Origin of the sequence: Arthrobacter sp. EPSL27 (assembly GCF_001512305.1) — a bacterium.
Classification (GTDB): Bacteria; Actinomycetota; Actinomycetes; order Actinomycetales; family Micrococcaceae; genus Arthrobacter.
Genome location: NZ_LNUT01000005.1, coordinates 1,156,843 through 1,181,416, shown reverse-complemented (window position 1 = coordinate 1,181,416; position 24,574 = coordinate 1,156,843). Strand labels below are relative to the sequence as shown.

The window sequence follows — 24,574 nt, the reverse complement described above, 5'->3', positions numbered from 1 at the left end:
CTCCCGGAATCCGGCGGGCGGCCGGCCACCGCCCTCAGTCATTAACGCTAGACCGGCAGGAGCCGGCCGACGTAGGGCACTAGGTCACGCACCCGCGCGGCCCTGGTGCGGCCCGTGCCCCTCGGCCCGGGACTTGATGCCCAGCAGCATCCGGCGTTCCATCAGGAACTGCAGGGGTTCCAGCGCCGGCCGGAGGAGCAGCCCCAGGGGCAGCGGCGCATAGTCGTACCGGGTCCGGGACAGCAGCCGCGTGGTGCGGGCACCGAGCGGCTGCAGGACAAACGTCCAGCCGCACTGCAGCCGGGGTCCGCCGGCAGCGGCTCCGGCCGGGACGGGGCCGCCGGTGCGCGGATCCATGGTGCCGCCAAGACCCAGCACGGACCCGGCTTCCAGCCGCCGGACCGGGATCGCGAGGCCGCGGCCCAGCGGAATGGCGTCGCCGACGTCGAGCTGCTGGAACTCAGGCAGGATCCGGTCGGCACTGACCATGCCGAGGCCCGCCGCGTTCTCCAGGACGTCGTAGCTGTACATTCCCCCGCGCCCTGAACCCAGCTGGACCAGCCAGGGCCACACGTCCGAGGCCGGTGCGTTGATGGTGACGGCGCGGGTGCTCTGCATCCGTGGCACCCGGACCAGCTCGTCTCCCGGGAGCGGCCCGGCGGCCTCCTGCGCGGTGGCACCCCAGCGGAGCAGCCGGGGCCGGGCGGCCAGGACGTAGCCGGCGGCGATGGCTGCAGCGGCAAGGGCCGCCGCGGGGCCGCGGAGGGAAGACGGCCGACGTGTCCGGCCCATGGTGCGGCCCGTTCCCTGCGGTGGTTCCGGGACCGGCCGGCGGTTCACCCGCGAGCCTGGGGATTGTCCGTACCTTCTCCGACCACCAGCACCGGGCAGTGGGCGTGGGCCACGCAGGCGCCGCTGACCGAGCCCATCACCTGCGGGAGGATACCGCCGCGGCCGCGGCGGCCCACCACCAGCAGTTGCGCATCGCGGCTCTCCTCCACCAGGACCTTGGCGGGGGACCCGAACTTCACGGTGCGGGTCAGTCCCTCCGGAACGGCGCCGCCGAAGGCGCGGTCCAGGGACTCATCGACAAGCCGTTTGGCCGTCTCCTCCAGCTGCGTGGTGGTGGGTGAGCTCTCTTCGGGCAGATGGGAGGCGAGGAAGTGGTCCGACGTGCCCAGGCACGTCACCACCTCCAGCGGCGCGCCCAGGCTTCCGGCCATGCGCCCGGCGAGCCGCAGCGCCGTCGTCGAGAAATCCGAACCGTCCACGCCCACGACTACCCGCTGGTCAGCGTTCATGGCCCCAGCCTGCCCGGGACAGCCGGCAGCGCCTAGGGCCAAAAGTCACGCGGCGCCGCGCCACCATTGCCCCGGGCCGTGCACTGCAGCCGCCCGCCCCCTAGGGTGGAACAAACCCCCGCCGTCGTAAGGAGTTCTGATGAGAGTCGCTGTTACCGGAGGAAACGGAAAACTGGGCCGCACTGTGGTCCGCCGGCTCAGGCAGGACGGCCACGAGGTGACCAGCCTGGACCGTACCGGCACGCGCGAGCCCGGGTTTGCCGAGGTGGACCTGCGCAACTACGGGCAGGTGGTGGATGTTTTCCTGGGCCTGGAGGACCGGCACTCCGGTCTTGATGCGGTGGTGCACCTGGCCGCGATCCCGGCCCCTGGCCTTGCCCCGGACGCCGCAACGTTCGAGAACAACATGCAGGCGACGTACAACGTGTTCCAGGCGGCCCGCCGGGCCGGGATCAAGAAGATTGTCTACGCCTCCAGTGAGACGGTGCTGGGACTGCCGTTCGACGTCGACCCGCCCTACATCCCGGTGGACGAGGAATACCCGGCCCGGCCGGAAAGCACGTACTCCCTGGTCAAGCACCTCGAGGAACAGATGGCGGTCCAGCTCACCCGCTGGGATCCGGAACTGAGCATTACCGGGCTGCGCTTCTCCAACGTCATGGACCCGGAGGACTACGAGGAATTCCCCGGCTTCGACGCCGACGCGCGGCTGCGCAAGTGGAACCTGTGGGGCTACATTGACGGCCGGGACGGCGCGCAAGCGGTGGCGCGCGCCCTGGAACACGGCACCCCGGGCTTCGAGGCCTTCATCATCGCCAACGCGGACACCGTGATGAGCCGCTCCAGCGCCAGCCTCGCCGCGGAGGTGTTCCCCGGCGTCCCGGTGACGAAGGAGCTCGGCGAGCACGAGACCCTGCTGTCGATCGACAAGGCCAAGCGGCTGCTTGGCTACGCGCCGGAGCACAGCTGGCGGAACTACCACCCGCTCCGCACCACTCCCACCGAAGACTGAGGAGGCGGTTATGCAGTACCGCACCCTTGGCACCAGCGGCGCAGTGGTGTCCGCCTATGCGCTGGGCACCATGACCTTCGGCGCCGAAGCCACTGAGGAAGAGTCCCACGCGATCCTCGACGGCTACGTCGCGGCGGGCGGCAACTTCATCGATACCGCTGACGTCTACAGCTCCGGGGCCTCGGAAGAGATCATCGGCCGCTGGCTTGCGGCACGCCCGGAGGCCGGCGGCCGTGTGCTGCTGGCCACCAAAGGCCGGTTCCCGATGGGCGCGGCGCCTAACGACGTCGGCAACTCGCGCCGGCACCTGAACCGCGCCCTTGACGATTCGCTGCGGCGCCTCGGCGTCGAGCAGATCGATTTGTACCAGCTGCACGCCTGGGACCCCGTCACGCCGCTGGAGGAGTCCCTCGGGTTTCTGCAGGACGCAGTCGCGGCCGGGAAAATCGCCTACTACGGCTTCTCGAACTTCCTGGGCTGGCAGCTGACCAAAGCCGTCCACGTGGCGCGAGCCCGCGGCTGGAACGGGCCGGTGACGCTGCAGCCGCAGTACAGCCTGCTGGTGCGGGAGATCGAGTCCGAGATAGTGCCGGCCGCGCTCGACGCCGGAATCGGCCTGCTGCCCTGGTCCCCGCTGGGCGGGGGCTGGCTTTCCGGGAAATATAAGCGGAACCAGCCGCCGGCCGGGGCGACCCGGCTGGGCGAAAATCCGGAGCGCGGCATGGAGGCCTGGGAAGCCCGTAATGCCGACCCGCGGACCTGGGACATCGTGGACGCGGTGCACGAGATCGCCCGGCACCACGAGGCCTCCGCGGCGCAGGTGGCCCTGGCGTGGCTGGCGGAACAGCCGGCCGTGTCCTCGGTGATTCTGGGTGTCCGCAGCACCGGGCAACTGGCCGACAACATGGCGGCCGCGGAACTGCAGCTCACGGAGGGTGAACTGATACGGCTGGACGAGGTGAGCCGGCCGCGCGTCGGCGTCTACCCGTACGGCCCCCTGGCCCGGGAGCAGCGGAGCCGGAAGCTCAGCGGCGGACGCTGAAAGCAAGGCGGGGTCACTTCGCGCCTATCCCACGGCCGGAGATGGGCGCGAAGTGACTCCGCGCCGGCTTTCCGGTGCGGCCGGCTGGTGGTGGCTGGACCAGATATCACCCATTTCCTCGGTGGACTGCTCCACAATCCGGCTCATCGCGGCGTGGGCTGCCGCTGCCTCGCCGCGCTGGATGGCACTGGCCACATCAACGTGCAGCTGCAGCGCCTCATGGTCCGGCAGGTGCGGCATCAGGCCATGCTCGGTGCGCCCGGTCAGGACCTCGGTGACCAGGCTGTGCAACTGCGAGAACATGGCATTTCCGGAAGCCTTGAGCACTGCGGCGTGGAATTCGATGTCCAGCCGGAGAAATTCGTCGTTGTCCCCGCGCTGGCCTGCCGCCCACAGCCGTGCCGCCTGGGACACCAGATCGCTGCCGGCATCCAGGGAGGCCCGCTCGGCGGCCAGCCGGGCGGCCTGGGGTTCCACCGCGCCGCGGAGTTCGTTCAGGGCCTGCAGCTGCTCCAGCCGCCGGGACGAGGCAAGCCGCCAGCGGATCACCTGGGGGTCGTAGGCGTTCCAGGAGTCTTCCGGCTGCACCACCGTGCCCAGCCGGCGGCGCGATTCCAGCATGCCCTTGGAGGAGAGCACCCGCGTGGCCTCCCGGACCACCGAGCGGGATACGCCGTGCTGCGCCTCGAGTTCGTCCAGCCGCAGGATCGAGTGCGGCGCCAGGGTCCCCTCGGCAATAGCGAGTCCCAGCTTCTGGACCAGCACGGAATGCAGGTCAGCCGAGGACTCCGCCTTTGGGGTTTTCATGAATAAATCATACTGGCGGTGCACAAGGGGTTGTTTAAGTATGCTTTATTTCTCTAAGATCGCTTCCAGAGCAGATGTAAAGATGCATTTGCGGCCGGCTGGACTGGAACGTCCGGCCCTGAAGAACCTAAGGGAGTCGTAATGAAGCGACGTTCGATCATGCAGTACGCGGCCGTTGCCGCAGCCCTGTCTCTGGGGCTCACCGCCTGCGGCGGTGGCAGCGGCAGCAGCGATGCCAAGGCCGCCGGCACCGTCCGGGTCACCCTGGCCAACCACGTCTGGACCGAGGGCATCAAGGCAGCCATCCCGGAATTCGAGAAGTCCAGCGGCCTCAAGGTTGAACTCACCCAGCTCGGTGAAGACCAGCTCTCGGACCAGTACAACGTCAAGCTCAACGCCGGCAGCGACGAGATCGACGTCATGATGTACCGCCCGCTGCAGGAGGGCAAGGCGTTCGCACAGAACGGCTACCTGGCAGACCTGACGTCCAAGGTCTCCTCGGACAGCACCTGGGACTGGAAGGACTACCAGGAGGGCCCGGTCAAGGCCACCACCGCTGACGGCAAGGTGGTGGGTGTCCCCATCATCACCGAACGCGAAGTGCTCTACTACCGCAAGGACCTGCTCCAGGCGGCGGGCCTTGAAGTGCCCAAGACCATGGAAGAGCTCGAGGCGGCAGCCAAGGCCATCAAGGCTTCCTCGCCGGACACCGCAGGGTTCGTCGCCCGCACCGGCAAGTCCGCCGCCGTCACCCAGTTCTCCAGCTTCCTGTACAGCTTCGGCGGCGACTTCACCGATGCCAGCGGCAAGTCCGCAGTCAACACGGACGAAGCCAAGGAGGCCTACGCTTTCTACGGCGGCCTGATCAAGAACTACGGCCCGGCCAACGTCAGCACCGACATGAGCTGGCCCGAGGCAATGGCCATCTTCACCCAGGGCAAGGCCGCTTTCTACACCGAGGCCGACTCGCTCTACAAGAACGCGACCGACCCGGCCAAGTCCAAGGTGGCCGACACCGTCGGCTTCGCCGCGCTGCCCGCCGGCCCTGCCGGCTCCAAGCCGTACAACATCCCGTCGTGGGGCCTGGCCGTCAACGAAGCCTCCGGCAACCAGGACAACGCCTGGAAGTTCATCCAGTGGGCCACCAGCAAGGAGCGCACCCTGGAAGCACAGAAGGCCGGCGTTCCCGGACCCCGCAGCTCCGTCTGGGCCGACCCCGCCGGCACGTCCACCTACCCGGCCGACCTGGCCGAGGCGATCGCCACCAGCGCCAAGAACGGCGTCGGACATGACCGTCCCCAGGTTGTCACGGTCGGCAAGGCCCGCGAAATCGTAGGCGGCCCGATCGTGGAAACCATCACCGGCGGCGACGCTTCCGCCGCCGCTGACACCGCCCACGACGCTTTCCAGAAGTTCCTGGACAGCGAAAAGAAGTAGCGCGGACAGCGCACCACGCGCCCTCCGCGCCCCCGGCCCGGGCGGGGCGGTAAACCAGCCGCCGCCCCGCCCGGCCAGCTCTTCACTTCACCCCCGACTCCTTAGGTGAACCATGTCTGTCTTGACTCCTCCCCGCAGCGCGCCGTCCCGGCCGCCCGCAGGCCGCAACGCCGGCTCCCGCGGCGCCCGCGAGAACTTCTCCGCCTGGGCCAACCGGCACCGCAAGTGGCTTTTCGCGGCCCCCGCGATGGTCTTCGTCGGCGTCCTGATCATCTTCCCGCTGGCCTGGACCCTCTACCTCAGCCTCACGGACTCGCAGGGCTCCGTGCGGGCCGCCTCCGACTTCGTCGGTTTTGAGAACTACGTGACGGTCCTGTCCGACGTCGAACGCTTCTGGCCCGCCGTAGGACGCACGCTGACCTTCACCGGGGTGGCGCTGGTCTGCGAAGTGGTCCTGGGCATGTGCATCGCGCTTCTGCTGTGGCGGCCGTTCCGCGGGGAAAAGTGGGTCCGGGTGGCGATCCTTCTCCCGCTCGTCGCCACCCCGGTGGCAGTGGGCATGATGTGGCGGCTGATCTTCGACCCCAACATCGGGTTCGTCAACCAGCTGCTCGGCATGGTCGGCATCCCGCCGCAGCCGTGGCTCTCCGGCCAGGACACCGCCCTGGGCACCACGATTTTCATGGACGTATGGCAGTGGACCCCCATGGTGGTGCTGATCCTGCTCGCCGGCCTGACCTCGCTGTCGGAGGAGCCTGACGAGGCAGCCCGCATGGACGGCGCCAACTCCTTCCAGCGCTTTTTCTACATCACGCTGCCGCTCATGATGCCGACCGTGATCGTTGCAATCCTGCTCCGGGGCATCGACGCCCTGAAGACCTTCGACATCCTCTACGCCACCAAAGGCAAGGGCGGCGGCTCGTTCCACGAGGTGGAGACCCTGAACGTCTACGCCTACGGACTGAGCTTCGACTACAACCAGTACGGGCTGTCCTCGGCCGTGCTGATCCTGTTCTTCATGATCATCATCGGCTCCATGTGGCTGCTGACCATGCGCAAGAAAGCGGCAAACAAATGACGGAACTGACCGCAAGCACGGAAACTCGAGAAGTCACCGGCCCCCGGACCGGCACGGCCGGCCCGGCGGCGCCGAACCCGCGGCGCCGCAAGCCCCTGGGCACCCGCGCCTACAAGGTGTTCCGCGTCGCCGCCCTGGTGGCCGTGGTGCTGTTCCTCGTGGCGCCCCTGGTCTGGATGCTCCTGGCATCCTTCAAGACCAACGTGGACATCTACGACACCGGCAAATCGTTCTTCTTCACCCCCACCGGGGAGAACTACGCGAACGTGCTGCAGCGCAACAACTACTTCGTGTTCATCTTCAACAGTTTCTGGGTGGCGTTCGTTTCCACGGCGCTGTCCCTGGTCCTCGGCGTCCCGGCGGCCTACGCCATGAGCCGCTTCACCATGCACCGCTCCGCCCTGGTGGTCCTGATGGCCCGTGTCATCCCCGGCGTCTCCCTGCTGGTGCCCTGGTACTACGTCTTCTCCAACCTGAAGATGGTGGGCGGCTTCGAGGTCCTGATCCTCAGCCACATGTTCGTCGCGCTGCCGCTGATCGTCTACATCATGATGAGCTACTTCGACTCGCTGCCCCTGGAGCTGGAGGAATCCGCGCAGGTGGACGGGCTCACCCCGATCGGCGCCTTCCGCCGCATCACCCTGCCGCTGTCCGTGGCGGGCATGGCCACGGCCGGCATCCTGTCCTTCATCTTCTCGTGGAACAACTTCATGTTCGCCCTGGTGCTCTCGGGCTCGAAGACCAAGACCCTCCCGGTCGCGATCTTCGACTTCGTCTCCTACGCCAGCATCGACTGGGGCGGACTCATGGCGGCCGCCACGGTGGTCACCGTTCCGATCATGATCATTGCGCTCTTCACGCAGAAGTACATCGTCTCCGGCATGACCGCCGGCGCAACCAAGGGCTAGGCCTCCTATGACACTCATCAGCAGGATCGAAACGTTCCTCATCGCCCCGCGCTGGCTCTTCGTCCGGATCGAAACCGACAGCGGGATCGTCGGCTGGGGCGAGGCCAGCTGCGAGGGCCGCAGCGAAACGGTCCGCACCGCCGTCGACCAGCTCTCCGAACTCCTCATCGGCAACGACGCGCTGCGGATCGAGGACCACTGGCAGGTCATGACCAAGGGCTCCTTCTACCGCGGCGGGCCTATCCTGGCCAGCGCCGTCTCCGGGCTGGACCAGGCCCTGTGGGACATCGCCGGCAAGCACTTCAACACCCCCGTCCACCAGCTCCTGGGCGGACATGTCCGCGACCGGATCCGGATGTACGGCTGGGTGGGCGGCGACGAGCCCAACGAGGTGGCCGACCAGATCAGCGCCCAGCTGGAGGTCGGGCTCACCGCCGTCAAGATGAACGCCAGCGGCCGCATGAGTCCGGTGGCCTCCGTCGCAGAGCTCGACGGCGTCGTCCGCCGCGTCGCCGCCGCCCGCGAGGTCCTCGGGGACCACCGAGATGTCGCCGTCGACTTCCACGGCCGCTTCAGCCTCGCCAACGCTCGAAGGGTGGCGCCGCTGCTGGAACCGTACCGGCCCTTCTTCCTCGAAGAGCCCGTGGTCCCGGAAAACACGCACCTGCTGCGCGAATTCACCTCGTCCACCACGACGCCGGTCTCCACCGGCGAGCGGCTCTACAGCCGGCAGGAATTCCTTCCCGCGCTGCAGGCCGGCATTGCAGTGGCGCAGCCGGACCTTTCGCACGCCGGCGGCATCACGGAGGTCCGCAAGATCGCCTCGCTCGCCGAAATCTACGAGGTGCAGCTCGCCCCGCACTGCCCGCTGGGCCCGCTGGCGCTGGCCGCCTGCCTGCAGGTGGGCTTCGCGACGCCCAACTTCCTGATCCAGGAACAGAGCATCGGCATCCACTACAACCAGGGCGCCGAAGTCCTGGACTACGTGGTGGACAAGTCGCCGCTGAAGTTCGTGGACGGGCACATCGAACGCCTGACCGGCCCGGGCCTGGGCATCGAAATCGACGAGGCCGTGGTCCGCGCCGCGGACAAGCGGGGCCACGCCTGGCGCGGGCCCGTCTGGCGGCACCCCGACGGAGCTTTCGCAGAATGGTGAACGACATGACGACAGAACTGACCCCCGAGCTTCTCCTCGCCGGAATCCGGGAGACCCGGCTCGTGGCAATCGTGCGCGGCACGGACGGCGGCGCGGCCGCGAAAGCGGCCCTCGCGGCGATGGAGGAGGGCTTCCGCTTCGTCGAAATCGCCCTCACCACGCCGGACGCCCTCACTGCGATCCGCACCGTCCGGGACACCGCCCCGGCGGGCTGCTTCGTCGGTGCGGGCACGGTGCTGACCGCCCAGGACGTGGACCTCGTGGCCCAAGCCGGCGGCCAGTTCATGGTCACTCCGGCGCTGGCCGAGTCCATCGATGCCTCCGCAGCACGGGGGATCCCGGTCCTGGCCGGAGCCCTGACACCCACCGAGGCGTACGAGGCGATGACCCGCGGCGCCACCGCGGTGAAGCTCTTCCCCGCGTCCATCGGCGGACCCGGCTACCTCAAGGCGCTCCGGGATCCCTTCCCGGGGATTCCCTTCATCGCCGTCGGCGGCGTGGGCATCGATGAGGCAACAGGGTACTGGCAGGCCGGGGCCGTGGCCGTCGGCCTGGGCGGACCGCTGTTCGGCGACTCCGCCTCCGGCGGGGACCTTGCCCCGATGCGTGCCCGGGCCGGCGCTTTTGTGGCGCTGGCAGCAGACTTCGCCCGCGCGGAGGCGGACGCCGCGGGGCACCCGCAGTGAGCGCCGACGTCCTCACCCTCGGGGAATCCATGGTGTCCCTGCGCTCCGCCGGGCCGCTGTCCGCCGGCGGAACACTGCACATGCATGTGGCCGGCGCGGAGTCCAACGTGGCGGTGGGGCTCGCACGGCTCGGCCACCGGGTGGCCTGGGCCGGCGTCGTCGGGTCCGACCCGCACGGCGAGTTCATCGTGCGGCAGCTCCGGGGCGAGGGCATCGGGGTGCAGCACCGTGAGGACGCCGCCCGCAGCACGGGGGTGATGTTCCTGGAGCAGCGCACCGCCGACGTCACCCGGGCGTTCTACTACCGTGCCGGTTCCGCCGGTTCCACGCTGGGCCGGGACGACGTCGACGCCGCCTTCCGCAGCGGCGCCCGGGTGCTGCACCTGACGGGCATCACCGCAGCCCTCAGCCAGGAGGCGCGGCGCGCCGTGGAGTACGCCGCCGCGCGGGCTGCCGGGGAAGGGCTGGAGGTCTCCCTCGACGTCAACTACCGCAGCAAGCTCTGGTCCCGCGACGAGGCCCGTGCCATCCTCACCCCGCTGGCTCTGCATGCCAGCATCATCATCGCCTCCGACGACGAACTCGGGTTGGTCGCCACCGGCGAAGGTGCAGTCACCGGCAGTGACGACGGCCCGGGGTGCAGCGGCGAAGCCGCCATGGCCGCCGAGCTCCTGGGCCGCGGCGTCCGCGACGTCGTGGTCAAACGCGGCGCCGCCGGTGCCGGCGTGTACACCGCGGCCGGCCGCTGGGAAGCACCGGCGGTGCCCGTCACCAGCATCGACACCGTCGGAGCCGGCGACGCCTTCACTGCCGGCTACCTGTCCGCCCTGCTCGACGGCGAGGACGCGGCCGGACGCCTGCACCGCGGTGCCCTCGCGGGTGCCTTCGCCGTCAGCACCACCGGGGACTGGGAGGGCCTGCCCCGCCGGGGAGAGCTCGCCCTGCTCGGCGCCACGCCCAGCGGAACCACCCAGCGCTAAGCACCGGCCGGAAGCTCCGGCCGCTTTCCCCTCAAGCCCACCACCGAAAGACTTGGACCACCCGTGAAAATCATTGCTGCTGAAGTCTTTGTGACCAGCCCGTCCCGGAACTTTGTGACCCTGCGGATCACCACTGAGGACGGCGTCACCGGCATCGGCGACGCGACCCTCAACGGGCGCGAGCTCGCCGTGGCCGCGTATTTGAAGGAGCACGTGGCGCAGTTGCTGATCGGGAAGGACCCGCACCGGATCGAGGATACGTGGCAGTTCCTGTACCGGTCCTCGTACTGGCGGCGGGGTCCGGTGACGATGGCTGCGATTGCTGCGGTGGACATGGCGTTGTGGGATATCAAGGGCAAGATGGCCGGGATGCCGGTGTACCAGTTGCTGGGCGGGGCGTCGCGGAACGGTTTGCGGGCCTACGGGCATGCCTCGGGCGCGGATCTGCCATCGTTGTTTGATTCGGTCCGGGAGCACCTGGAGCTGGGGTACAAATCGATCCGGATCCAGACGGCGGTGCCGGGGATCAAGGCTGTGTACGGGGTCGCGGCGCAGGCGCAGGCCTCGGGGGAGCGGTACGACTATGAGCCCGCCGGGCGGGGCGCGTTCCCGCTGGAGGAGGACTGGGATACCCGGGCGTACCTGCGGCACCTGCCCACGGTGTTTGAGGCGGTGCGGAATGAGTTCGGGTCGGAAATCCCGTTGCTGCATGACGGGCACCACCGGATGACGCCGATCCAGGCCGCGAAGCTGGGCAAGGCGCTGGAGCCTTATGACTTGTTCTGGCTGGAGGACTGCACGCCGGCGGAGAACCAGGAAGCGCTGCGCCTGGTCCGGCAGCACACCACCACCCCGCTGGCGATCGGGGAGATTTTCAACACCGTGTACGACTACCAGAGCATCATCAAGGAACAGCTGATCGATTACGTCCGTGCCGCGTCGACGCATTTCGGCGGGATCAGCCCGTTGAAGAAGGTCATGGACTTCGCCGCGCAGTACCAGATCAAGTCCGGGTTCCACGGACCCACCGATATTTCCCCGGTCGGGTTCGCCGCGCAGCTGCACGTGGGCCTGGCGATCCACAACTACGGGATCCAGGAGTACATGCAGCACTCGGATAAGACCAACGAGGTCTTCGAGCAGTCCATGACATTCGTGGACGGGTACCTGCACCCGGGTGACAAGCCGGGCATCGGCGTCGAATTCAACGAGGAAGCCGCTGCCGCGTTCCCGTACCAGCAGGCCTACCTGCCCTACAACCGCCTCGTCGACGGAACCGTCCACGACTGGTAACCCGCCACAACCGGTGACGGGCTACGGCTGCTCCACCGGCGTGTGACAAAAAGGTCCCGGGCGGGAGTCGATGCTCCGCCGCCCGGGACCTGGCTTTGTGTGCTGATTGAAGGAGCTGTGCGCTCCGTCAGGGCTCAGTCAATGAGCTCCCGGGTCATGCCGAACGGGACCTGGTCTGAGAGTGCCGCCGTGTAGTGGCCGGGCTTGTGGCGGGTGAGCAGGATGCCCTGCGTCCCGGTCTCCATGGCGATCTGCTGGAGCCCCCGTACGGCGTCTTCGAGCCGTTCGTCAAGGACCTGACGGCTTTCGACCTGGATATCAATGCACTCGGTTGTTGTGTTCATGGCTCTGTTCTTTCTTGGGTGGACTCGTCTTCCCCCAATAATTGAAGCGACAATAACGTCAGATTTATGGGCCCGTCAAATCCCCGCGCCGTACCTGAACGCTGTTTTCCGGACCTGCAATCCGCCCGGAACCGGCCCCGCGGCGCTGACCTGCGGTGACGCTCCCGCCGGATCGCCGCGGTGAGTGTGGGCGCTCCGGATCAGGCAGGGAACAGTGAAAGATGTTCGTGGACGCACCGGACGCTGCCATCCGCGGCGCGCCTGAACACGATCGTCTCCCGTTCGTCGCTCGTATGGCGTCCTCCTGCCGCGTCGGTCTGGACCGTCGTCACCACACGATGGGAGAAGACCGCGGCCGGCCCGAGGAGCTGGATGCGCTGATCCTGGCTGCTGCATGCGAGCACCTTCCAGCCCGATGCCAGCCACCCGTCCCAGAGGCCGCGGTAGGCGGACCGGGAGGCCGGGCTCTCCGTTTCCGGGTGGAAGATGAAGGTGGCATCCGGGCTGAAGGCGTCGAAGTAGGAATCAGTGTCGCAGAGCGCGAAAGCCGCTATCAGGGCCTCCGCCGCGTCCTGGACCTCCCGCAGGGTGAGGTCGACGTCCCCGGGAGCGGCGGCCGCCTTCGGCTGTGCGGCCGACACAGTCCGGGCGACGGCCCTGATGGGTGCCCCGTCGGCGTCAGGGATGCTCAGCGGAAAGAGGAAGATCTCGACCTCGGATCCCGAATCCAATGCGTCCTGAACCTGTTGGAGGCCCGCGAGGTTTTCCACGATGATGCAGCCGTTGCCAGCCAGAATGTCGTGGGCAGGGAAACCGTGGGCGGCCGCGGAAGCGGCTGAACCTGGATGGGGGCTGGGATCCACACTCAGGGCGTCCAGGCCCACGGCACGGTAGCCGCGGTCTACGATCAGCTGAGCGGCTCCGGCGTCGAGCCAGGGATGCTGCAGGTAGTCGCCGGTTCCCCATGCCTCGGCAAACCCGGTCCGCAGCAGGAGGAGCCGCGCGGGCATGCCGGGGCCCGGCGCAGAGGCCGGGGCAATCTCCGCGAGATGGCCCGCGGTAATGGGCTGCCCGCGTTTCACGCCGCGGACATCCACCATTTCGACGGTTCCGCTAAACACCTCGAGGGGCAGTTCGTCCAAGGAAGCCCAGCTGTCGCTGACATGACGGGGCGCGTCGACATGGGTACCCGAGTGGCTGCCGATGGCGAGGGAGAGCACGTTGGCGCCTTCTCCGGCCACCGTCAGGGCGGAACTGATAAGGACCTCGGGGTCCCCGGGGTAGACGGGCATGCCGGTGACCAGCGGAAAGCTGAGATCCATCCAGGTCACCGCTGGACCGCCATTTCCGCGTCGCGGTCACCTCGGCCGTGGTCCGTCGTGCCGATGTCATCCGTCGGCACAACGTTGCCTGCGGCGTCGCAGACCGGCGGCACGGCTGTGTTTTTCGACGGGATCCAGCGTGGGCCCGCGGCCGGGAACACGGCGCGCGGCTCGGGGAATGCCCACAGGAGGCTCAGGTAGAGCATGGCGGCCAGCACTACCGATGCCGGCAGGCTGATATCCAAGCCCCCGGCCAGATTTCCGAGCGGGCCCTGGAACTGGCCGGGAATGTTGACCATACTCAGGCCCGTCACGGCGCTGACCAGCCAGGCAACCATTCCGCGGGGGTTCCAGCCGTGGTTGAACCAGTACCGTCCACCGGTCTGGCGGCGGTTAAAGACCTGGAGGGCATCGGCGTCGTACCAGCCTCGTCGGGTGATGAAACCGATGATCATAACCACCATCCAGGGGGCAGTGCACGTGACGATCAAAGTGGCGAAGGTGGAGATGCTTTGCACCAGGTTGAATGCGAAGCGGCCGACAAAAATGAAGGCGATGGCCAGGACGCCGATGAACAGGGTGGCCTGCACGCGGTTGAAGCGCGGGAAGACACTGCTGAAGTCCAGCCCCGTACCGTAGAGAGAAGTTGCGCCCGTGGACATTCCTCCGATGAGGGCGATGGCGCAGAGCGGCACGAAATACCAGGCCGGAGATACAGCCAGCAGGCCGCCGACGTAGTTGGGGGCCGCGGGATCCATGAACTCCGGCGCCTTCGTGGCAATGATGGAAGCCGTGGCCAGTCCGAAGACGAATGGAACCAAGGTGGCCAGTTGGGCGAGGAGTGCGGCGCCCATCACCCGGCGCTTGGGGGTGCTGGAGGGGATGTAGCGTGCCCAGTCGCCCAGGAAAGCGCCAAAGGAGATCGGGTTGGACATCACGATCAAAGCGGCCCCGATGAAGGCTGGGACGAACCCTGCGATGCCCACGCCGTCGAATCCGGTTCCGAAGGCGCCCACAAAGTTCACGTTCAGGTCGCCAGCGAACGCTATGAAGCCAACGACAAAAAGCAGGGTGGCCGCCGTGACAGCGATCTTGTTGACGAGCAGCATGAACTTGAAGCCGTAGACGCAGACCGCGAGCACCAGAACCCCGAAGACCCCGTAGGCGATGGCGAACGAAGCCATTTCCTGCGGCAGGCCCACCAGCCGGTTCAGGCCGCCGACCAAGGCGTCGCCGGAACTCCAGACGGAAATGGAGAAAAACGCTGTGGCCGTCAGGAGTGACAGGAACGATCCGACAACCCGGCCGTGCACGCCCAGATGCGCGGAAGAGGATACAGCATTGTTGGTCCCGTTGGTGGGGCCGAAAACAGCCATCGGGGCCAGCAGGAGGGCGCCGACCACCAGCCCGGTGACGGTCGCGGCAAGGCCTTGCCAGAAGGAAAGGCCGAAAAGGATCGGAAAAGCACCCAGGAAGGCCGTAGCGAAGGTGTTGGCGCCTCCGAATGAGACCCGGAACAGGTCGAAGGGACTTGCGTTGCGGTCCTTCTCCGGGATCCGCTCGATGCCATAGGTCTCCACTTCGGTGACCTTGCCTCGCTTCGGTCCATCGGGGGCGGCAGTGCCGTGCTGTGCCTCGGACATAGTCTTCTCCATCCAGCTCATCAGAGTGAGTTGCTTAATAAGCATCACAAGTTGATTGGAAGGCTACATTGTGAATCGGCTCACAGCAAGGACGGGCTCCCCGCGCGGATTAGTGATGCCGCCAGGGCCGGCCTAGGTCACCACCATGAACTCTTCTGCCGGGTAACGAACTCCATTAACCTGCAGCTGCAGTGCGTGGCCGCCGGGATGGTGCACCCGTGTGGTCATCTGGCGGAAAGCATGACGCTTTGAAAACGTCCTGGACTCGCCGGGTGCGAGGACCGGCGTCCCGAGCTTGAACACCTTCTCCGCGAGGGTGCCGTTGGCCTTCCTGTAATGCACCGCGTAGTCGACGGCGAGCCGGGCCTCTGCGGGCCCGAGGTTGGAGATTTCAAAGTCGAAGCCGAGTTCCCCCGGCAGTTCGACGACGGTGCGCTCCAGTCGGGGCGGCGTGACGGCGATCGTGACCGGCGGGAACCCCAGGAGTTCCAGCGCACCGGGGTGGGCCTTCTTGAGCAGCGTGCGCAGCCCGTGCCGGACCACCTTGGGGGTGTTCTCATCCGGAGCGGCCATCCACCGCGCCGCGGTGGCGACCACCTCGTCAGGGGCATGGCGGGCCAGGTCGTTGAGGTGGTTGGCCACAGAGCGGCGGACGTCTTCCACCGGATCCCGGTACAGGGCGTAGAGGATGGGCAGCGTGGCGGCGGGCCGCCGGGTGATCTCCGGGACCCGGATCGCCCACGGCAGGTACGCGCGGGTGCCCTCGGTGGCCAGTCGGCGGACGTGCCAGTCCGGGTGGCTGGTCCAGCCCTGGATGACAGCCAGGGCGCGGTCCAGATCGGCGGCAAGGATGCGCCGGATGGCGAATTCAGCGGTGAGCCGCGGCGTCAGTTCGGCGAGCAGCGCCAGGCAGTCTTCGACGTCGTACTGCCCCGGTGAGGCAAGAGCCAGCGTGGATGCGGTCTCCGTGACAGGCCAGATCATCCAGCCGGTGAAGTCCGGATCAGCCAGCGAGCGGCGGAAGACGCCGGCCGTCTCCGTGTAGTCCGCGGGCAGGTCGGCCAGCAGGGCGTGGCTCAGGAGGTCGGTGCGTTCCCGCAGGCTCAGATCATCAAGCTGCGCGGCTGTGCTGGCAAGGTGGTCCAACCGGCACTCCGGTGCGGCTTTGGCGAGGATCCGCGCGAGGGATTCGACGACACGCGGGTTGATCAGTTCATTCATGGCGCCCATTGCCTCAGGCTACCGGGCGCCGTAGGAGGGCGGCCGCACCGGAACCGGGATATTCTTCACAAAGGAAGTGTGCTGGTACGGCGAGAAGGCGGATGCGGGAATGGCTGAAGATAGTACCGGGAAGTCGCCCGGCCGGTGGCGGGTTTTCCACGACAAGTTCGTGGTTGAGGAACGCTACATGGAGGCGCGGGACCGGAAGAACCTGTACCTGATCGCAATCGGACTCGTGATCGTCGGGGCCGTGCTGTTCTTCTCCATCCTTGCCAGCGTCCTGCAGCAGGGCGGCCTGACGGCGGGTGACGAACCCGTCCGTTCCTGGCTACTCACGCTCCGGTCCGAACCCCTCACGACCATCATGATCATCCTTGCGATCGTTTTCGGGCCCGTGGCGCTGCCGATCATCATCCTGGTGGTGACAGTTGCCTGGGGGCTGCTGGCCAAGCACGCTTGGCGGCCGATGCTCCTGGCTGGCGCCATGCTGACCGGTGTCATCCTCGCCCAGGTCATCGGGCGCGCCATCGACCGCCAGCGGCCGCCCGTGGACCTGATGCTCTTCGGCGCCGACTTCACCTTTTCCTTCCCGTCGGGCCACGTCCTGGGCGCGTGCGACTTCCTGCTGGTCAGCGCCTACCTGGTCTTCTCCCGCCACAGCAACCGCATGGCCGCCGTCGCCGGCTTTGCGCTGGCCGGCGTGGGGATCTTCTTCGCTGCTGTGAGCCGGCTCTACCTTGGCTATCACTGGCTGACCGACGCCTTCGCCTCCCTGTCCATCTCCTTCGTCATCCTGGGCGGCGTGATCGCCCTGGACACCTGGCGGACTGCCCGCATCCCCGGCGAGAAGATCACCGGGACGCTCTCGAAAGCCGACACCAGCCAGACCTAGGTTCCGGCCCGGGCCCGGGCCTGGACCTCGTACTGTCTTGTCTTGGGCCGGCGCGGGTGCCACAGTCGGGCCATGGCTACCGAAGAGGATGTCCGCCGCATGGCTCTGGCCCTGCCGGGCGTGGTGGAGCGCTCCAGCTGGGGCCGCCCCGCCTGGTTCGCGGCCACGCTCATGGCCCGGATCTGGGACGACGGGGTGCTCACGGTCAAGTCCGAGGAGCGCGAGGCTCTCGCCGGAACGGATCCGGACACATACTTCTGGACGGCGCACCACGAACGCTCGCCCCGGCTGGTCCTGGTGCGCCTGGACCGGATCGGCACCGAGGAACTGGGCGAACTCCTGATGGAATCCCACCGCATCGCCGGGGGCAAGGCCCCCGGGTGACTCTTGGGTCGGGGTGACTCCTGCCGCGGGTGCCTCCTTGCTCCGGACGCTAGGTCCGGCGCGAGCGGAGGCGCTGCAACTCGCTCCGGAGCCCGGCGTTGGCCTCTTCCAGTTCCAGCACTTTGGCCACCCCGGCGAGATTGAGCCCCTCTGCCAGGAGCTCGTTGATCCGCCGCAGCACGGCCAGGTCCGCGTTGCTGTACTGACGCGTTCCCCCGGCGGTGCGGTCCGGCGTCAGGAGACCCTTGCGCTCATAGAGCCTGATGTTCTGCTGCCCGGTCCCGACCAGCTGCGCCACCACGGAAATCGCGTAGACGCCCAGCTCCTGGCCACGATCTGCCACAGGTCCTCCCTCCTACTCTTCCGACCGCATCCCCCGGCGATTCCCCGAAAATCCTCTTGCATCATTCTGGCACTGGTGTTATAAAAAATCTATATCCACCACCACAGATAACCGGACGTGGATACACAAAAACTACAAAGCTCTCACGTGAAGGAGTGGGAAATGATGTTGATGCGTACGGACCCGTTCCGCGAACTGGACCGGCTGACCCAGCAGGTTCTGGGGACGGCGGCACGGCCTGCTGCGATGCCGATGGATGCGTGGCAGGAGGACGGCGAGTTCGTGGTCGCGTTCGATCTTCCCGGCGTCAATGTTGACTCGGTGGACCTTGATATTGAGCGCAACGTCCTGACGGTCCGGGCTGAGAGGCGCGATCCGACGCCGCCCAACGTAGAGCTGGTTGCCTCGGAGCGTCCGCGCGGCGTGTTCAGCCGCCAGTTGATCCTCGGCGACACCCTGGACACCGACAAGGTCAGGGCGCAATACTCCGACGGCGTACTGACCCTGCGCATCCCGGTGCACGAGCGCGCCAAGCCGCGGAAGATTGAAATCACGCACAACCAGGACAGGCTGCAGGAGATCGGGCAATAGCGGCGGCGGACGCCCGCCGTCCCGCCCGTCGCTGACAGCGGGGGACCCGTCGGCGCCGGCCGTTGCCGGCGTCCACGGGTCCCGCGCTGCCCCCACCGAATTGACCCCTGCCCCCACCGACTTGACCAGTGCAACAGGCCCCATTAAGCACAACCAAAGGAGGGTGGCCATGAGTGCATGGCGCCGCTACGATTCACATCTCATGCCGGTCTTCCACGAGCGCTTCGAGGCACGGTGGGGTGAGGGCACAGCCCCATTCCTCGACCCGGAAGCCCACGAGGCGCCACTTCCGCGGGCCCAGTGGATCAATGTCGATACCGGCGCAGCCCTCGCGGTGGTTCCCATCTGGACCGTCGATGACAACCAGCACCGCTCCTTCGGCGTGTTCTACCTGCCGCCCGCCGGCGACATCTGGGTGCTCCGGCCGGGATACACGAGCTATCTGGAACCAGCCGCGGACGACGCGGAACAGCTGCAGGCCCTGCGGAACGATGCCTTCAAAAAGGCCGTGGCGCACGCGAAGGAGTTCCTGTTCGGCCCGGAGGCCACGGCGTTCTAAACCCCGGGCGGGTGGCTTGTCGGTCAAGGACCGGCGTGCGCGCCGTCGTGGCGCAGGGCCTGCCGGAGGCCTAAAATCAGTCAACTGCCAAACTACATAAGGGACTCTCCTGATGAAAGCTTCCGCCAAGGACCTGGCTTCCCTCCTGCCGCCGCGTTTTACCCTCGGCGTAGCTACCGCAGCCTTCCAGATCGAAGGCGCTTTGGACGAGGACGGCCGCGGTCCCTCGGGCTGGGATGTGTTTGCTGCCAAACCCGGAGCCATCGTGGAGGACCACAGCCCCGTCGTGGCGTGCGACCACTACCACCGGATGCCCGAAGACGTCGCCCTGATGAAGGAACTGGGCATCGATTCGTACCGGTTCTCGCTGTCCTGGTCGCGGATTCAGCCCGGCGGCAGCGGCCCGGTCAACCCCGCCGGTCTTGATTTCTACGACCGCCTGATCGACCTCCTGCTGGCCAACGGCATCGCACCGATGGCCACCCTGTACCACTGGGACACGCCGCTGGAACTCGATGAAGCCGGCGGCTGGATGAACCGGGACACGGCCTACCGGCTGGGGGAGTTCGCCGCGATCGCCGCGGCCGCCTACGGAGACCGGGTGACGCGCTGGGTGACCGTCAACGAACCCGCCACCGTCAGCACCAACGGGTACATGCTGGGCATGCACGCGCCGGGCGAAGCGCTCATGCTGAAGGCCCTCCCCAGCGTCCACCACCAGCTCTTGGGCCACGGCCTGTCGCTCCAGGCGCTGCGGGCCGCCAACGTGCCCGGCGAAATCGGCATCACCAACGTCTATTCCCCGATGGTGCCCGCCTCGATCAACCCGCTGGACAAGCTCAGTGCCGGGCTCATGGACATGGCCCAGAACAGGCTCTACGCGGACCCGGTCCTGCTTGGCAAGTACCCCGACACCATCCGGGCCGCCACCTTCTTCTCCTCATTCAGCCCGTCCAGCGAGGACATGGAACTGATCTCGCAGCCGCTGGACTTCTACGGGCTCAATTACTACATGCCCACACGAGTGGCCTCCGGGCCCGGCGACGGCGCCGTGCCCAAGGGGATGGCCGAGGCCATGGGGGATGACCTGAGCGGCACTGCGCCCGGGGCCCCGTTCCACATTGCGTCCTTCCCGGACACGGAGATCACCGCGTACGGCTGGCCCATCAAACCGGAGTACATGGCCGTCGCCCTCGGAGAAATGTCCGAACGCTACCCCAACCTTCCCCCGGTCTACATCACCGAGGGCGGGGCCAGCTTCGAGGACCTTGAGATCCAGGACCCGGACGGCGGGCTCATCATCCCGGACGAGCGCCGGGTGCGCTATTTGGCGGACCACATTGCCACCGCCATTGAAGCGACCTCCCCCGGGGGCGCGGCCGAAGCGGTCGACCTGCGCGGCTACTACGTGTGGTCGCTGATGGACAACTTCGAATGGTCCGGCGGCTACAAGCAGCAGTTTGGCCTGCTGCACGTTGACCGCGAGACGCAGCACCGCACGAAAAAGGCCTCGTTCTACTGGCTCAAGGAAGTACTCGCCGCCCGGCACCGGGAGTCGGTGCCGGAGGCCCCGGCCGCCGGCGCCGCAGGAGTAAATTCCGACGCCGGGACGGTCCCTGGTGCCTTGCCAGTCCCCGACGCAGTGTCAGTCCCCGACGCCGGGCACCCCCAGCCGGCAGGTTAAAACTCCGCACACGTACTGGAGCGGGGAGGTCGTCCCTAGCGGTCTATTGCTTGGCGCAGGCCTCCCTCGGTTGCCCGGGGCTGGTGTCGCGCCTGCTCAAGCGGCGGTGAACTGGTACCAGTCGGGGAACGGATCCATGGGCGGTTCCATGCCGGGATCCCATCCGGGATCCTGGGGGTCCGTTTCCGGTTCAGATTCGTGGTCTGCGGTGAACTGAAACGAGTCAGCGAACGGGTCCGGAGGCGGTTCCATGTCGGCGCCCCATCCGGGGCCGGGAGGTAGTCCCGGTTCAATCAGGTCACCAGGGTCGCAGCCAGGGAACCTAGCCGCGAATTGTTCCCAGTCCGTACCGGGATCGGCAGCCCAGCCTTCATTCACGGGCGCGCCGGATTCCGGGATTTTTTCGGGGAGCGGGATGTTTTCCGGCCACTGGGGTGGTTCCCAGTCCTGTTGTTCGCTGGGGTAGGTCCGCCCGGTGGGTGAGGTCCAGCCCGGCGGGCTGGTCCTCGTGGCCCCGGCAGGCCTCCACGCGGTGGTGTGTTTGAGGCGGTGGTGTTTCCGGCACGGCTGGCCCAGGTTGCTGATCCCGGTGGTCCCGCCATCAGCCCACGCCAGCAAGTGGTCCGCTTCGTTGTCGAGCGAATGATTGTTGCAACTGGGGAACGAGCATTTGCCGTCGCGCAGCCCCAACCACTGCCGCAGGGCCTTCGTGACCCGGTAACTGGTCCGGCCGATCTCCAGCGGCGCCCCGTCCCGCGGATCCACCAGGACCCGGTGGAACGAATCCGCGCCGCCGGCCACCAGGCGCCGGGCCATGGACGGCGGAATCGGCCCGTACCCGCCCAGCATCGCCGGCTCCTCCGTCACCCCCAGAAGCGAGAACACCGGAACAGTAACCAGAACCTGCGCCCGCGGCACCGGCACACCCCCGGCAACGGCACTGCCGGCGCTGTTATCCCGGCTGCCGCCGATCCCGGTCCCGCCGTCTGAGTCACGCCCGTCGCCGTAGGCGATGCCGCCGCCGGTCCCGGTCCCCTCGGCGGGGGTCAGGCCAGGTATGTCGCCGGTGAGGAGGAGGGTGGCGGCGACGTCGGCGCGGAGCTGGGCGAGGGTCCGGGGCTCCTCGGGGCGTTGGAGGGCGCGGGCGTCCGCGGTGGTCCGGGCCCAGAGTGCGGACGCGGTGTCGGCCGGGAGGTAGGTGTTGAACCAGGCCATCCCGTCGCGGTCCGGGACGAACTCGACCCGCCGGTCCGCCGCGCACTTTTTGTGGCGGGTTTCGATGCTGACCGGGTGGTGGCGTTCCCGCCAGGTACGCGCCTTGGCGCGGAACCGGCCCGGGACAAGTTCTCCGGCCGGGCAGCCCCGGGCAGGGTCCGGTGCGGACGGGTCCAGGAAGTGCGCTTCCAGCGCCGCCGCCTCGGCCGCATCCAGATTCGCCGTCTCGTCCACCATGATCCGGGCGTGCTGCCACGAGAGGGTCCCGGCCTGCAGAGCTTTCAGGGTCAGCGGCAGCCTTTCCGTCAGCGCCACGCAGTCGGAAATCAGCGCCCCGGCGGTGCGTTCGGAGACGGTCATGGCACACGCGACCTCCGCGACCTCCGCCATCTCCTGCGCGCTGCTGGGCAGTTCCGGCGCCGCCAATGCCTTGGTCACGTCCAAATATTCCGCGGTGATCCGGGCCCGCAGCGCCGCGCTCCGCGCCTCCAGCCGCGCCAGCTCCGCGAAACCGTCCAGACAGGCATCCGCCCGTTCCCGCAACGGATCGGCACCCACCGGCACACCGCCCTCCGGCTGCGGATGGGCACCTGACAGCGGGCCGGACCCGCCGTCGGGCAAGCCGGAAGAAACCGCTCCAACAAGAGCATTCAGCGCAGCAGCGGACTCGGCGACGGCTCCCGCCGCCTCCCGGGTTTCCGTACTAAAAGCCGCGCTGCTTTCCATACCCCAACAATAAATCGAGGCTCAGACAATTTAGCGACCCGGCCGCCGTCGGACAGAACAGCGAGCTTCAGGCGGTCTAGAGAATTCCCAGGCCCTGCAGGCTTTTCGCCATTCCCGCACCGTCGGGGGAGTAGATCCACGGCACCTCGGACCCGGTGTGGTCGCCGGTCTCCGAGTGGCCGCCGGCAAGAACGGCTTCGCTGGCGGAGAGCTGCCGGATGCCGATGGCGGCGACCCGGTCGCCGTGCTGCTGGGCGAAGTGTGAATAGATGGCCTCGTCGTGCTGGCCGTTGTCGCCGAACAGCAGCCAGCGCATGTTCGGGAACTCCTCGGCGAGCAGTTCCAGGTTGCGGCGTTTGTGCTCCTGGCCGCTGCGGAACCAGCGGTCGTGGGTCAGGCCCCAGTCAGTGAGCAGCAGTGCGCCCTTGGGGTACATGTTGCGGGCGATAAAGCGTGCCAGCGTCGGGGCGGCGTTCCAAGGCCCGGTGGACAGGTAAATCACCGGGGCTTCCGGGTACTCCACCTTGATCCGGTCCAGCAGCACGGCCATTCCCGGCGTCGCCATCCGCGCGCGCTCGTTGAGCACAAAGGTGTTCCACAGCGCCAGGAAGGGCCGGGGGAGTGCGGTGACCATGATCGTGTCATCGATGTCGGACACGATCCCCAGCTTGGTGTCCGGGGAAATGACAAAAACCTCGGCCTTAGCGGCTTCGGTGCCTTCGGCGCGCAGGATGGCGGTATGCCAGCCCGGTTCCAGTTCCACCTCGACGACGGTGTCCACCAGTCCGCCGCGGTCCGCCTTCACCCGGGCGATCACCCCGCCGATCTCTATTTCCACCTCGGCGTACTGGATGGGCACGGACGTAAACGCCCGCCACCCGCGGATGTTCTGGTTGCCGTTCTGCGCGGCCTGCTCCGCCCGGCTGCCAGGGGTGGGCTTGCTGGTCAGCACCACCCGGCCAAGCACCCGGACCCAGGTTGTGGATCCGTAGCCCTGGTAAGCCACTGTTTTGGGGACGAAGTTCCAGCGGCGGGCGGTCTTTAGGCGGAAACCGTTGACGGTGTCCGAGACCCAGTGCGCCAGGCGGAACGCCCGGTTGCCGGTGACCGCTTGCTGCCCGGGTGGTTGCTGTGACGCCAATTCCATGCCCCCACTCTCCCACACACGCAAGCCCCGGCGGGGACTGTGTCCGGAATCGACGCCGTTCAGTCGCCGCCCACCAGGTGCTCCAACACCTGGGCATTACGCACGGCGTTCCCGCCGCCGTCGTTGTTGAAATACACGAAGACCTCCCGGCCGGACCAGCGCCACTCGCGGATCCGGTCCGCCCACCCTCGCAGCTCATCGTCCGAGTAGGAACCGCCGTAGAGGTGCTCCCAATCCGGGCCGTGCAGCCTCACGTAGAGAAAATCCGCGGTGGCGCGGAGCACGCACGGCAGTCCGGCGCCGCTCATGACGCAGTACGCGGCGCCGTGCCGTTCCAGCAGGGCATAGACCTCGGGTGCGTCCCAAGACGGGTGACGGAACTCCACACTGACGCGGACCCAGCCGGGCAGCGCCTCGAGGAAGTAGTCCAGCCGCGCGTCGTCCCGGGCGAAGTCCGGCGGAAGTTGCACCAGCAGCACCGCCCGCTTGTCGCCGAGCTCATGCCAGCACCGGGTGATCCGATCGATCCACACTTCCGGTGCGTACAGCTTCTTGCCGTGGGTCAGCCCGCGCGGGGCCTTGACGGACAGCAGGAACCCGGGCGGAAGGCGCCGGCGCCAGCTCGCGAAGGAGGCCTCGCGGGGCCAGCGGTAAAAGCTGGCATTGAGCTCCACCGTGGAGAAACGCGCGGCGTAGTGCGCCAGCCGGTCCCGGGCCGGCAGCCCGGGAGGGTACAGCACGTCCTCCCAGTGGTCGTAGCTCCAGCCGCTGGTGCCAATGTGCACGCCGCTGTTCATGCGGGC

The 24,574-nt window shown here is 67.6% G+C and carries 25 protein-coding genes; 14 read left to right on the top strand and 11 right to left on the bottom strand.

Annotation, left to right across the window (positions count from 1 at the left end; translation table 11 throughout):
- Positions 1-84: 84 nt before the first annotated feature.
- The gene (locus tag AR539_RS16395; RefSeq protein WP_082699462.1) at positions 85-792 is read right to left on the bottom strand and encodes a hypothetical protein; all 708 of its coding nucleotides are present in this window, start codon (positions 790-792) and stop codon (positions 85-87) included.
- Between the two features lie 44 nt (positions 793-836).
- Positions 837-1,301, bottom strand: coding sequence for a universal stress protein (locus AR539_RS16390; protein ID WP_066439247.1), 465 nt, complete (start codon positions 1,299-1,301; stop codon positions 837-839).
- Between the two features lie 139 nt (positions 1,302-1,440).
- Between AR539_RS16390 and AR539_RS16385 the strand changes: the two genes are divergently transcribed.
- Positions 1,441-2,313 carry an NAD-dependent epimerase/dehydratase family protein gene (locus tag AR539_RS16385; protein WP_066439246.1) on the top strand — a complete coding sequence of 291 codons (873 nt, stop codon included), beginning with the start codon at positions 1,441-1,443 and terminating at the stop codon, positions 2,311-2,313.
- A gap of 10 nt (positions 2,314-2,323) precedes the next feature.
- Positions 2,324-3,355 (top strand): aldo/keto reductase, encoded by a 1,032-nt coding sequence (locus AR539_RS16380; RefSeq protein ID WP_066439245.1) that lies wholly within the window; start codon positions 2,324-2,326, stop codon positions 3,353-3,355.
- A 24-nt stretch (positions 3,356-3,379) separates the two neighbouring features.
- Here AR539_RS16380 and AR539_RS16375 read toward each other — a convergent pair whose 3' ends face one another.
- Positions 3,380-4,162: a FadR/GntR family transcriptional regulator gene (locus AR539_RS16375; RefSeq protein ID WP_066439244.1), complete on the bottom strand. Its 783-nt coding sequence runs from the start codon at positions 4,160-4,162 to the stop codon at positions 3,380-3,382.
- 141 nt (positions 4,163-4,303) lie between these two features.
- Here AR539_RS16375 and AR539_RS16370 point away from each other — a divergent pair, with 141 nt between their 5' ends.
- The 7 genes from AR539_RS16370 to manD all read left to right on the top strand — a co-directional run bounded on the left by AR539_RS16370 (position 4,304) and on the right by manD (position 11,700).
- Positions 4,304-5,599, top strand: a complete 1,296-nt coding sequence (locus AR539_RS16370; protein WP_066439242.1) for an ABC transporter substrate-binding protein — start codon at positions 4,304-4,306, stop codon at positions 5,597-5,599.
- Positions 5,600-5,711: 112 nt separating this feature from the next.
- The gene (locus tag AR539_RS16365) at positions 5,712-6,677 is read left to right on the top strand and encodes a carbohydrate ABC transporter permease (RefSeq protein WP_231728639.1); all 966 of its coding nucleotides are present in this window, start codon (positions 5,712-5,714) and stop codon (positions 6,675-6,677) included.
- Entirely contained in the window at positions 6,674-7,585 is a 912-nt protein-coding gene (locus AR539_RS16360) for a carbohydrate ABC transporter permease (RefSeq protein ID WP_082699411.1), read from the top strand. Before AR539_RS16365 ends, AR539_RS16360 begins: the two co-directional genes overlap by 4 nt.
- 7 nt (positions 7,586-7,592) lie before the next feature.
- Complete coding sequence (gene dgoD, locus AR539_RS16355; RefSeq protein ID WP_066439240.1) at positions 7,593-8,741, top strand: galactonate dehydratase; 1,149 nt, start codon at positions 7,593-7,595, stop codon at positions 8,739-8,741.
- A gap of 5 nt (positions 8,742-8,746) precedes the next feature.
- Positions 8,747-9,427, top strand: coding sequence for a bifunctional 4-hydroxy-2-oxoglutarate aldolase/2-dehydro-3-deoxy-phosphogluconate aldolase (locus AR539_RS16350; protein ID WP_066440108.1), 681 nt, complete (start codon positions 8,747-8,749; stop codon positions 9,425-9,427).
- Complete coding sequence (locus AR539_RS16345; protein WP_082699410.1) at positions 9,424-10,407, top strand: sugar kinase; 984 nt, start codon at positions 9,424-9,426, stop codon at positions 10,405-10,407. The genes AR539_RS16350 and AR539_RS16345 overlap by 4 nt, the downstream gene beginning before the upstream one ends.
- A 63-nt stretch (positions 10,408-10,470) precedes the next feature.
- Entirely contained in the window at positions 10,471-11,700 is a 1,230-nt protein-coding gene (gene manD, locus AR539_RS16340) for a D-mannonate dehydratase ManD (RefSeq protein WP_066439238.1), read from the top strand.
- Positions 11,701-11,834: 134 nt separating this feature from the next.
- Here manD and AR539_RS16335 read toward each other — a convergent pair whose 3' ends face one another.
- The 4 genes from AR539_RS16335 to AR539_RS16320 all read right to left on the bottom strand — a co-directional run bounded on the left by AR539_RS16335 (position 11,835) and on the right by AR539_RS16320 (position 16,239).
- The gene (locus tag AR539_RS16335) at positions 11,835-12,044 is read right to left on the bottom strand and encodes a hypothetical protein (protein WP_066439235.1); all 210 of its coding nucleotides are present in this window, start codon (positions 12,042-12,044) and stop codon (positions 11,835-11,837) included.
- A gap of 200 nt (positions 12,045-12,244) precedes the next feature.
- Positions 12,245-13,366 carry a cyclase family protein gene (locus tag AR539_RS19535; RefSeq protein ID WP_197410651.1) on the bottom strand — a complete coding sequence of 374 codons (1,122 nt, stop codon included), beginning with the start codon at positions 13,364-13,366 and terminating at the stop codon, positions 12,245-12,247.
- Positions 13,367-13,371: 5 nt separating this feature from the next.
- Positions 13,372-15,009 (bottom strand): purine-cytosine permease family protein, encoded by a 1,638-nt coding sequence (locus tag AR539_RS16325; protein ID WP_231728638.1) that lies wholly within the window; start codon positions 15,007-15,009, stop codon positions 13,372-13,374.
- Between the two features lie 132 nt (positions 15,010-15,141).
- The gene (locus tag AR539_RS16320) at positions 15,142-16,239 is read right to left on the bottom strand and encodes a DNA alkylation repair protein (RefSeq protein ID WP_066439231.1); all 1,098 of its coding nucleotides are present in this window, start codon (positions 16,237-16,239) and stop codon (positions 15,142-15,144) included.
- A gap of 100 nt (positions 16,240-16,339) precedes the next feature.
- Between AR539_RS16320 and AR539_RS16315 the strand changes: the two genes are divergently transcribed.
- Both AR539_RS16315 and AR539_RS16310 read left to right on the top strand, forming a co-directional pair.
- On the top strand, positions 16,340-17,122 hold the full coding sequence (locus AR539_RS16315) for a phosphatase PAP2 family protein (RefSeq protein WP_066439228.1): 783 nt from the start codon (positions 16,340-16,342) through the stop codon (positions 17,120-17,122).
- Between the two features lie 72 nt (positions 17,123-17,194).
- A complete protein-coding gene (locus AR539_RS16310; RefSeq protein ID WP_066439227.1) occupies positions 17,195-17,506 on the top strand; it encodes an MmcQ/YjbR family DNA-binding protein in 312 nt (103 codons plus the stop codon).
- Positions 17,507-17,555: 49 nt separating this feature from the next.
- Here AR539_RS16310 and AR539_RS16305 read toward each other — a convergent pair whose 3' ends face one another.
- Positions 17,556-17,849 carry a MerR family transcriptional regulator gene (locus AR539_RS16305; RefSeq protein ID WP_066439225.1) on the bottom strand — a complete coding sequence of 98 codons (294 nt, stop codon included), beginning with the start codon at positions 17,847-17,849 and terminating at the stop codon, positions 17,556-17,558.
- A 165-nt stretch (positions 17,850-18,014) separates the two neighbouring features.
- On the opposite strand from AR539_RS16305, the gene AR539_RS16300 reads away from it, so the two are divergent.
- The 3 genes from AR539_RS16300 to AR539_RS16290 all read left to right on the top strand — a co-directional run bounded on the left by AR539_RS16300 (position 18,015) and on the right by AR539_RS16290 (position 20,683).
- Positions 18,015-18,440, top strand: a complete 426-nt coding sequence (locus AR539_RS16300) for an Hsp20/alpha crystallin family protein (protein ID WP_066440103.1) — start codon at positions 18,015-18,017, stop codon at positions 18,438-18,440.
- A 169-nt stretch (positions 18,441-18,609) separates the two neighbouring features.
- Positions 18,610-18,999, top strand: a complete 390-nt coding sequence (locus AR539_RS16295) for a hypothetical protein (protein WP_066439223.1) — start codon at positions 18,610-18,612, stop codon at positions 18,997-18,999.
- Positions 19,000-19,111: 112 nt separating this feature from the next.
- Positions 19,112-20,683 carry a GH1 family beta-glucosidase gene (locus AR539_RS16290; RefSeq protein WP_082699409.1) on the top strand — a complete coding sequence of 524 codons (1,572 nt, stop codon included), beginning with the start codon at positions 19,112-19,114 and terminating at the stop codon, positions 20,681-20,683.
- Positions 20,684-20,779: 96 nt separating this feature from the next.
- Here the strand turns inward: AR539_RS16290 and AR539_RS16285 are convergent, their stop codons facing one another.
- From AR539_RS16285 to AR539_RS16275, 3 genes are all read right to left on the bottom strand, one after another.
- The gene (locus AR539_RS16285; protein ID WP_082699408.1) at positions 20,780-22,624 is read right to left on the bottom strand and encodes an HNH endonuclease signature motif containing protein; all 1,845 of its coding nucleotides are present in this window, start codon (positions 22,622-22,624) and stop codon (positions 20,780-20,782) included.
- A gap of 76 nt (positions 22,625-22,700) precedes the next feature.
- Positions 22,701-23,771 (bottom strand): App1 family protein, encoded by a 1,071-nt coding sequence (locus tag AR539_RS16280; protein WP_066439222.1) that lies wholly within the window; start codon positions 23,769-23,771, stop codon positions 22,701-22,703.
- Positions 23,772-23,830: 59 nt separating this feature from the next.
- Positions 23,831-24,568, bottom strand: coding sequence for a DUF72 domain-containing protein (locus AR539_RS16275; RefSeq protein ID WP_066439219.1), 738 nt, complete (start codon positions 24,566-24,568; stop codon positions 23,831-23,833).
- Positions 24,569-24,574: the final 6 nt, after the last annotated feature.

Excerpts from the sequence above, each read along its gene's own strand:
- AR539_RS16395 (WP_082699462.1), bottom strand. The coding sequence starts at position 792 with ATGGGCCGGACACGTCGGCCGTCTTCCCTCCGCGGCCCCGCGGCGGCC.
- AR539_RS16390 (WP_066439247.1), bottom strand. The coding sequence starts at position 1,301 with ATGAACGCTGACCAGCGGGTAGTCGTGGGCGTGGACGGTTCGGATTTC.
- AR539_RS16385 (WP_066439246.1), top strand. The coding sequence starts at position 1,441 with ATGAGAGTCGCTGTTACCGGAGGAAACGGAAAACTGGGCCGCACTGTG.
- AR539_RS16380 (WP_066439245.1), top strand. The coding sequence starts at position 2,324 with ATGCAGTACCGCACCCTTGGCACCAGCGGCGCAGTGGTGTCCGCCTAT.
- AR539_RS16375 (WP_066439244.1), bottom strand. The coding sequence starts at position 4,162 with ATGAAAACCCCAAAGGCGGAGTCCTCGGCTGACCTGCATTCCGTGCTG.
- AR539_RS16370 (WP_066439242.1), top strand. The coding sequence starts at position 4,304 with ATGAAGCGACGTTCGATCATGCAGTACGCGGCCGTTGCCGCAGCCCTG.
- AR539_RS16365 (WP_231728639.1), top strand. The coding sequence starts at position 5,712 with ATGTCTGTCTTGACTCCTCCCCGCAGCGCGCCGTCCCGGCCGCCCGCA.
- AR539_RS16360 (WP_082699411.1), top strand. The coding sequence starts at position 6,674 with ATGACGGAACTGACCGCAAGCACGGAAACTCGAGAAGTCACCGGCCCC.
- dgoD (WP_066439240.1), top strand. The coding sequence starts at position 7,593 with ATGACACTCATCAGCAGGATCGAAACGTTCCTCATCGCCCCGCGCTGG.
- AR539_RS16350 (WP_066440108.1), top strand. The coding sequence starts at position 8,747 with ATGACGACAGAACTGACCCCCGAGCTTCTCCTCGCCGGAATCCGGGAG.
- AR539_RS16335 (WP_066439235.1), bottom strand. The coding sequence starts at position 12,044 with ATGAACACAACAACCGAGTGCATTGATATCCAGGTCGAAAGCCGTCAG.
- AR539_RS19535 (WP_197410651.1), bottom strand. The coding sequence starts at position 13,366 with ATGGATCTCAGCTTTCCGCTGGTCACCGGCATGCCCGTCTACCCCGGG.
- AR539_RS16325 (WP_231728638.1), bottom strand. The coding sequence starts at position 15,009 with ATGTCCGAGGCACAGCACGGCACTGCCGCCCCCGATGGACCGAAGCGA.
- AR539_RS16320 (WP_066439231.1), bottom strand. The coding sequence starts at position 16,239 with ATGGGCGCCATGAATGAACTGATCAACCCGCGTGTCGTCGAATCCCTC.
- AR539_RS16315 (WP_066439228.1), top strand. The coding sequence starts at position 16,340 with ATGGCTGAAGATAGTACCGGGAAGTCGCCCGGCCGGTGGCGGGTTTTC.
- AR539_RS16310 (WP_066439227.1), top strand. The coding sequence starts at position 17,195 with ATGGCTACCGAAGAGGATGTCCGCCGCATGGCTCTGGCCCTGCCGGGC.
- AR539_RS16300 (WP_066440103.1), top strand. The coding sequence starts at position 18,015 with ATGTTGATGCGTACGGACCCGTTCCGCGAACTGGACCGGCTGACCCAG.
- AR539_RS16295 (WP_066439223.1), top strand. The coding sequence starts at position 18,610 with ATGAGTGCATGGCGCCGCTACGATTCACATCTCATGCCGGTCTTCCAC.
- AR539_RS16290 (WP_082699409.1), top strand. The coding sequence starts at position 19,112 with ATGAAAGCTTCCGCCAAGGACCTGGCTTCCCTCCTGCCGCCGCGTTTT.
- AR539_RS16285 (WP_082699408.1), bottom strand. The coding sequence starts at position 22,624 with ATGGAAAGCAGCGCGGCTTTTAGTACGGAAACCCGGGAGGCGGCGGGA.
- AR539_RS16280 (WP_066439222.1), bottom strand. The coding sequence starts at position 23,771 with ATGGAATTGGCGTCACAGCAACCACCCGGGCAGCAAGCGGTCACCGGC.
- AR539_RS16275 (WP_066439219.1), bottom strand. The coding sequence starts at position 24,568 with ATGAACAGCGGCGTGCACATTGGCACCAGCGGCTGGAGCTACGACCAC.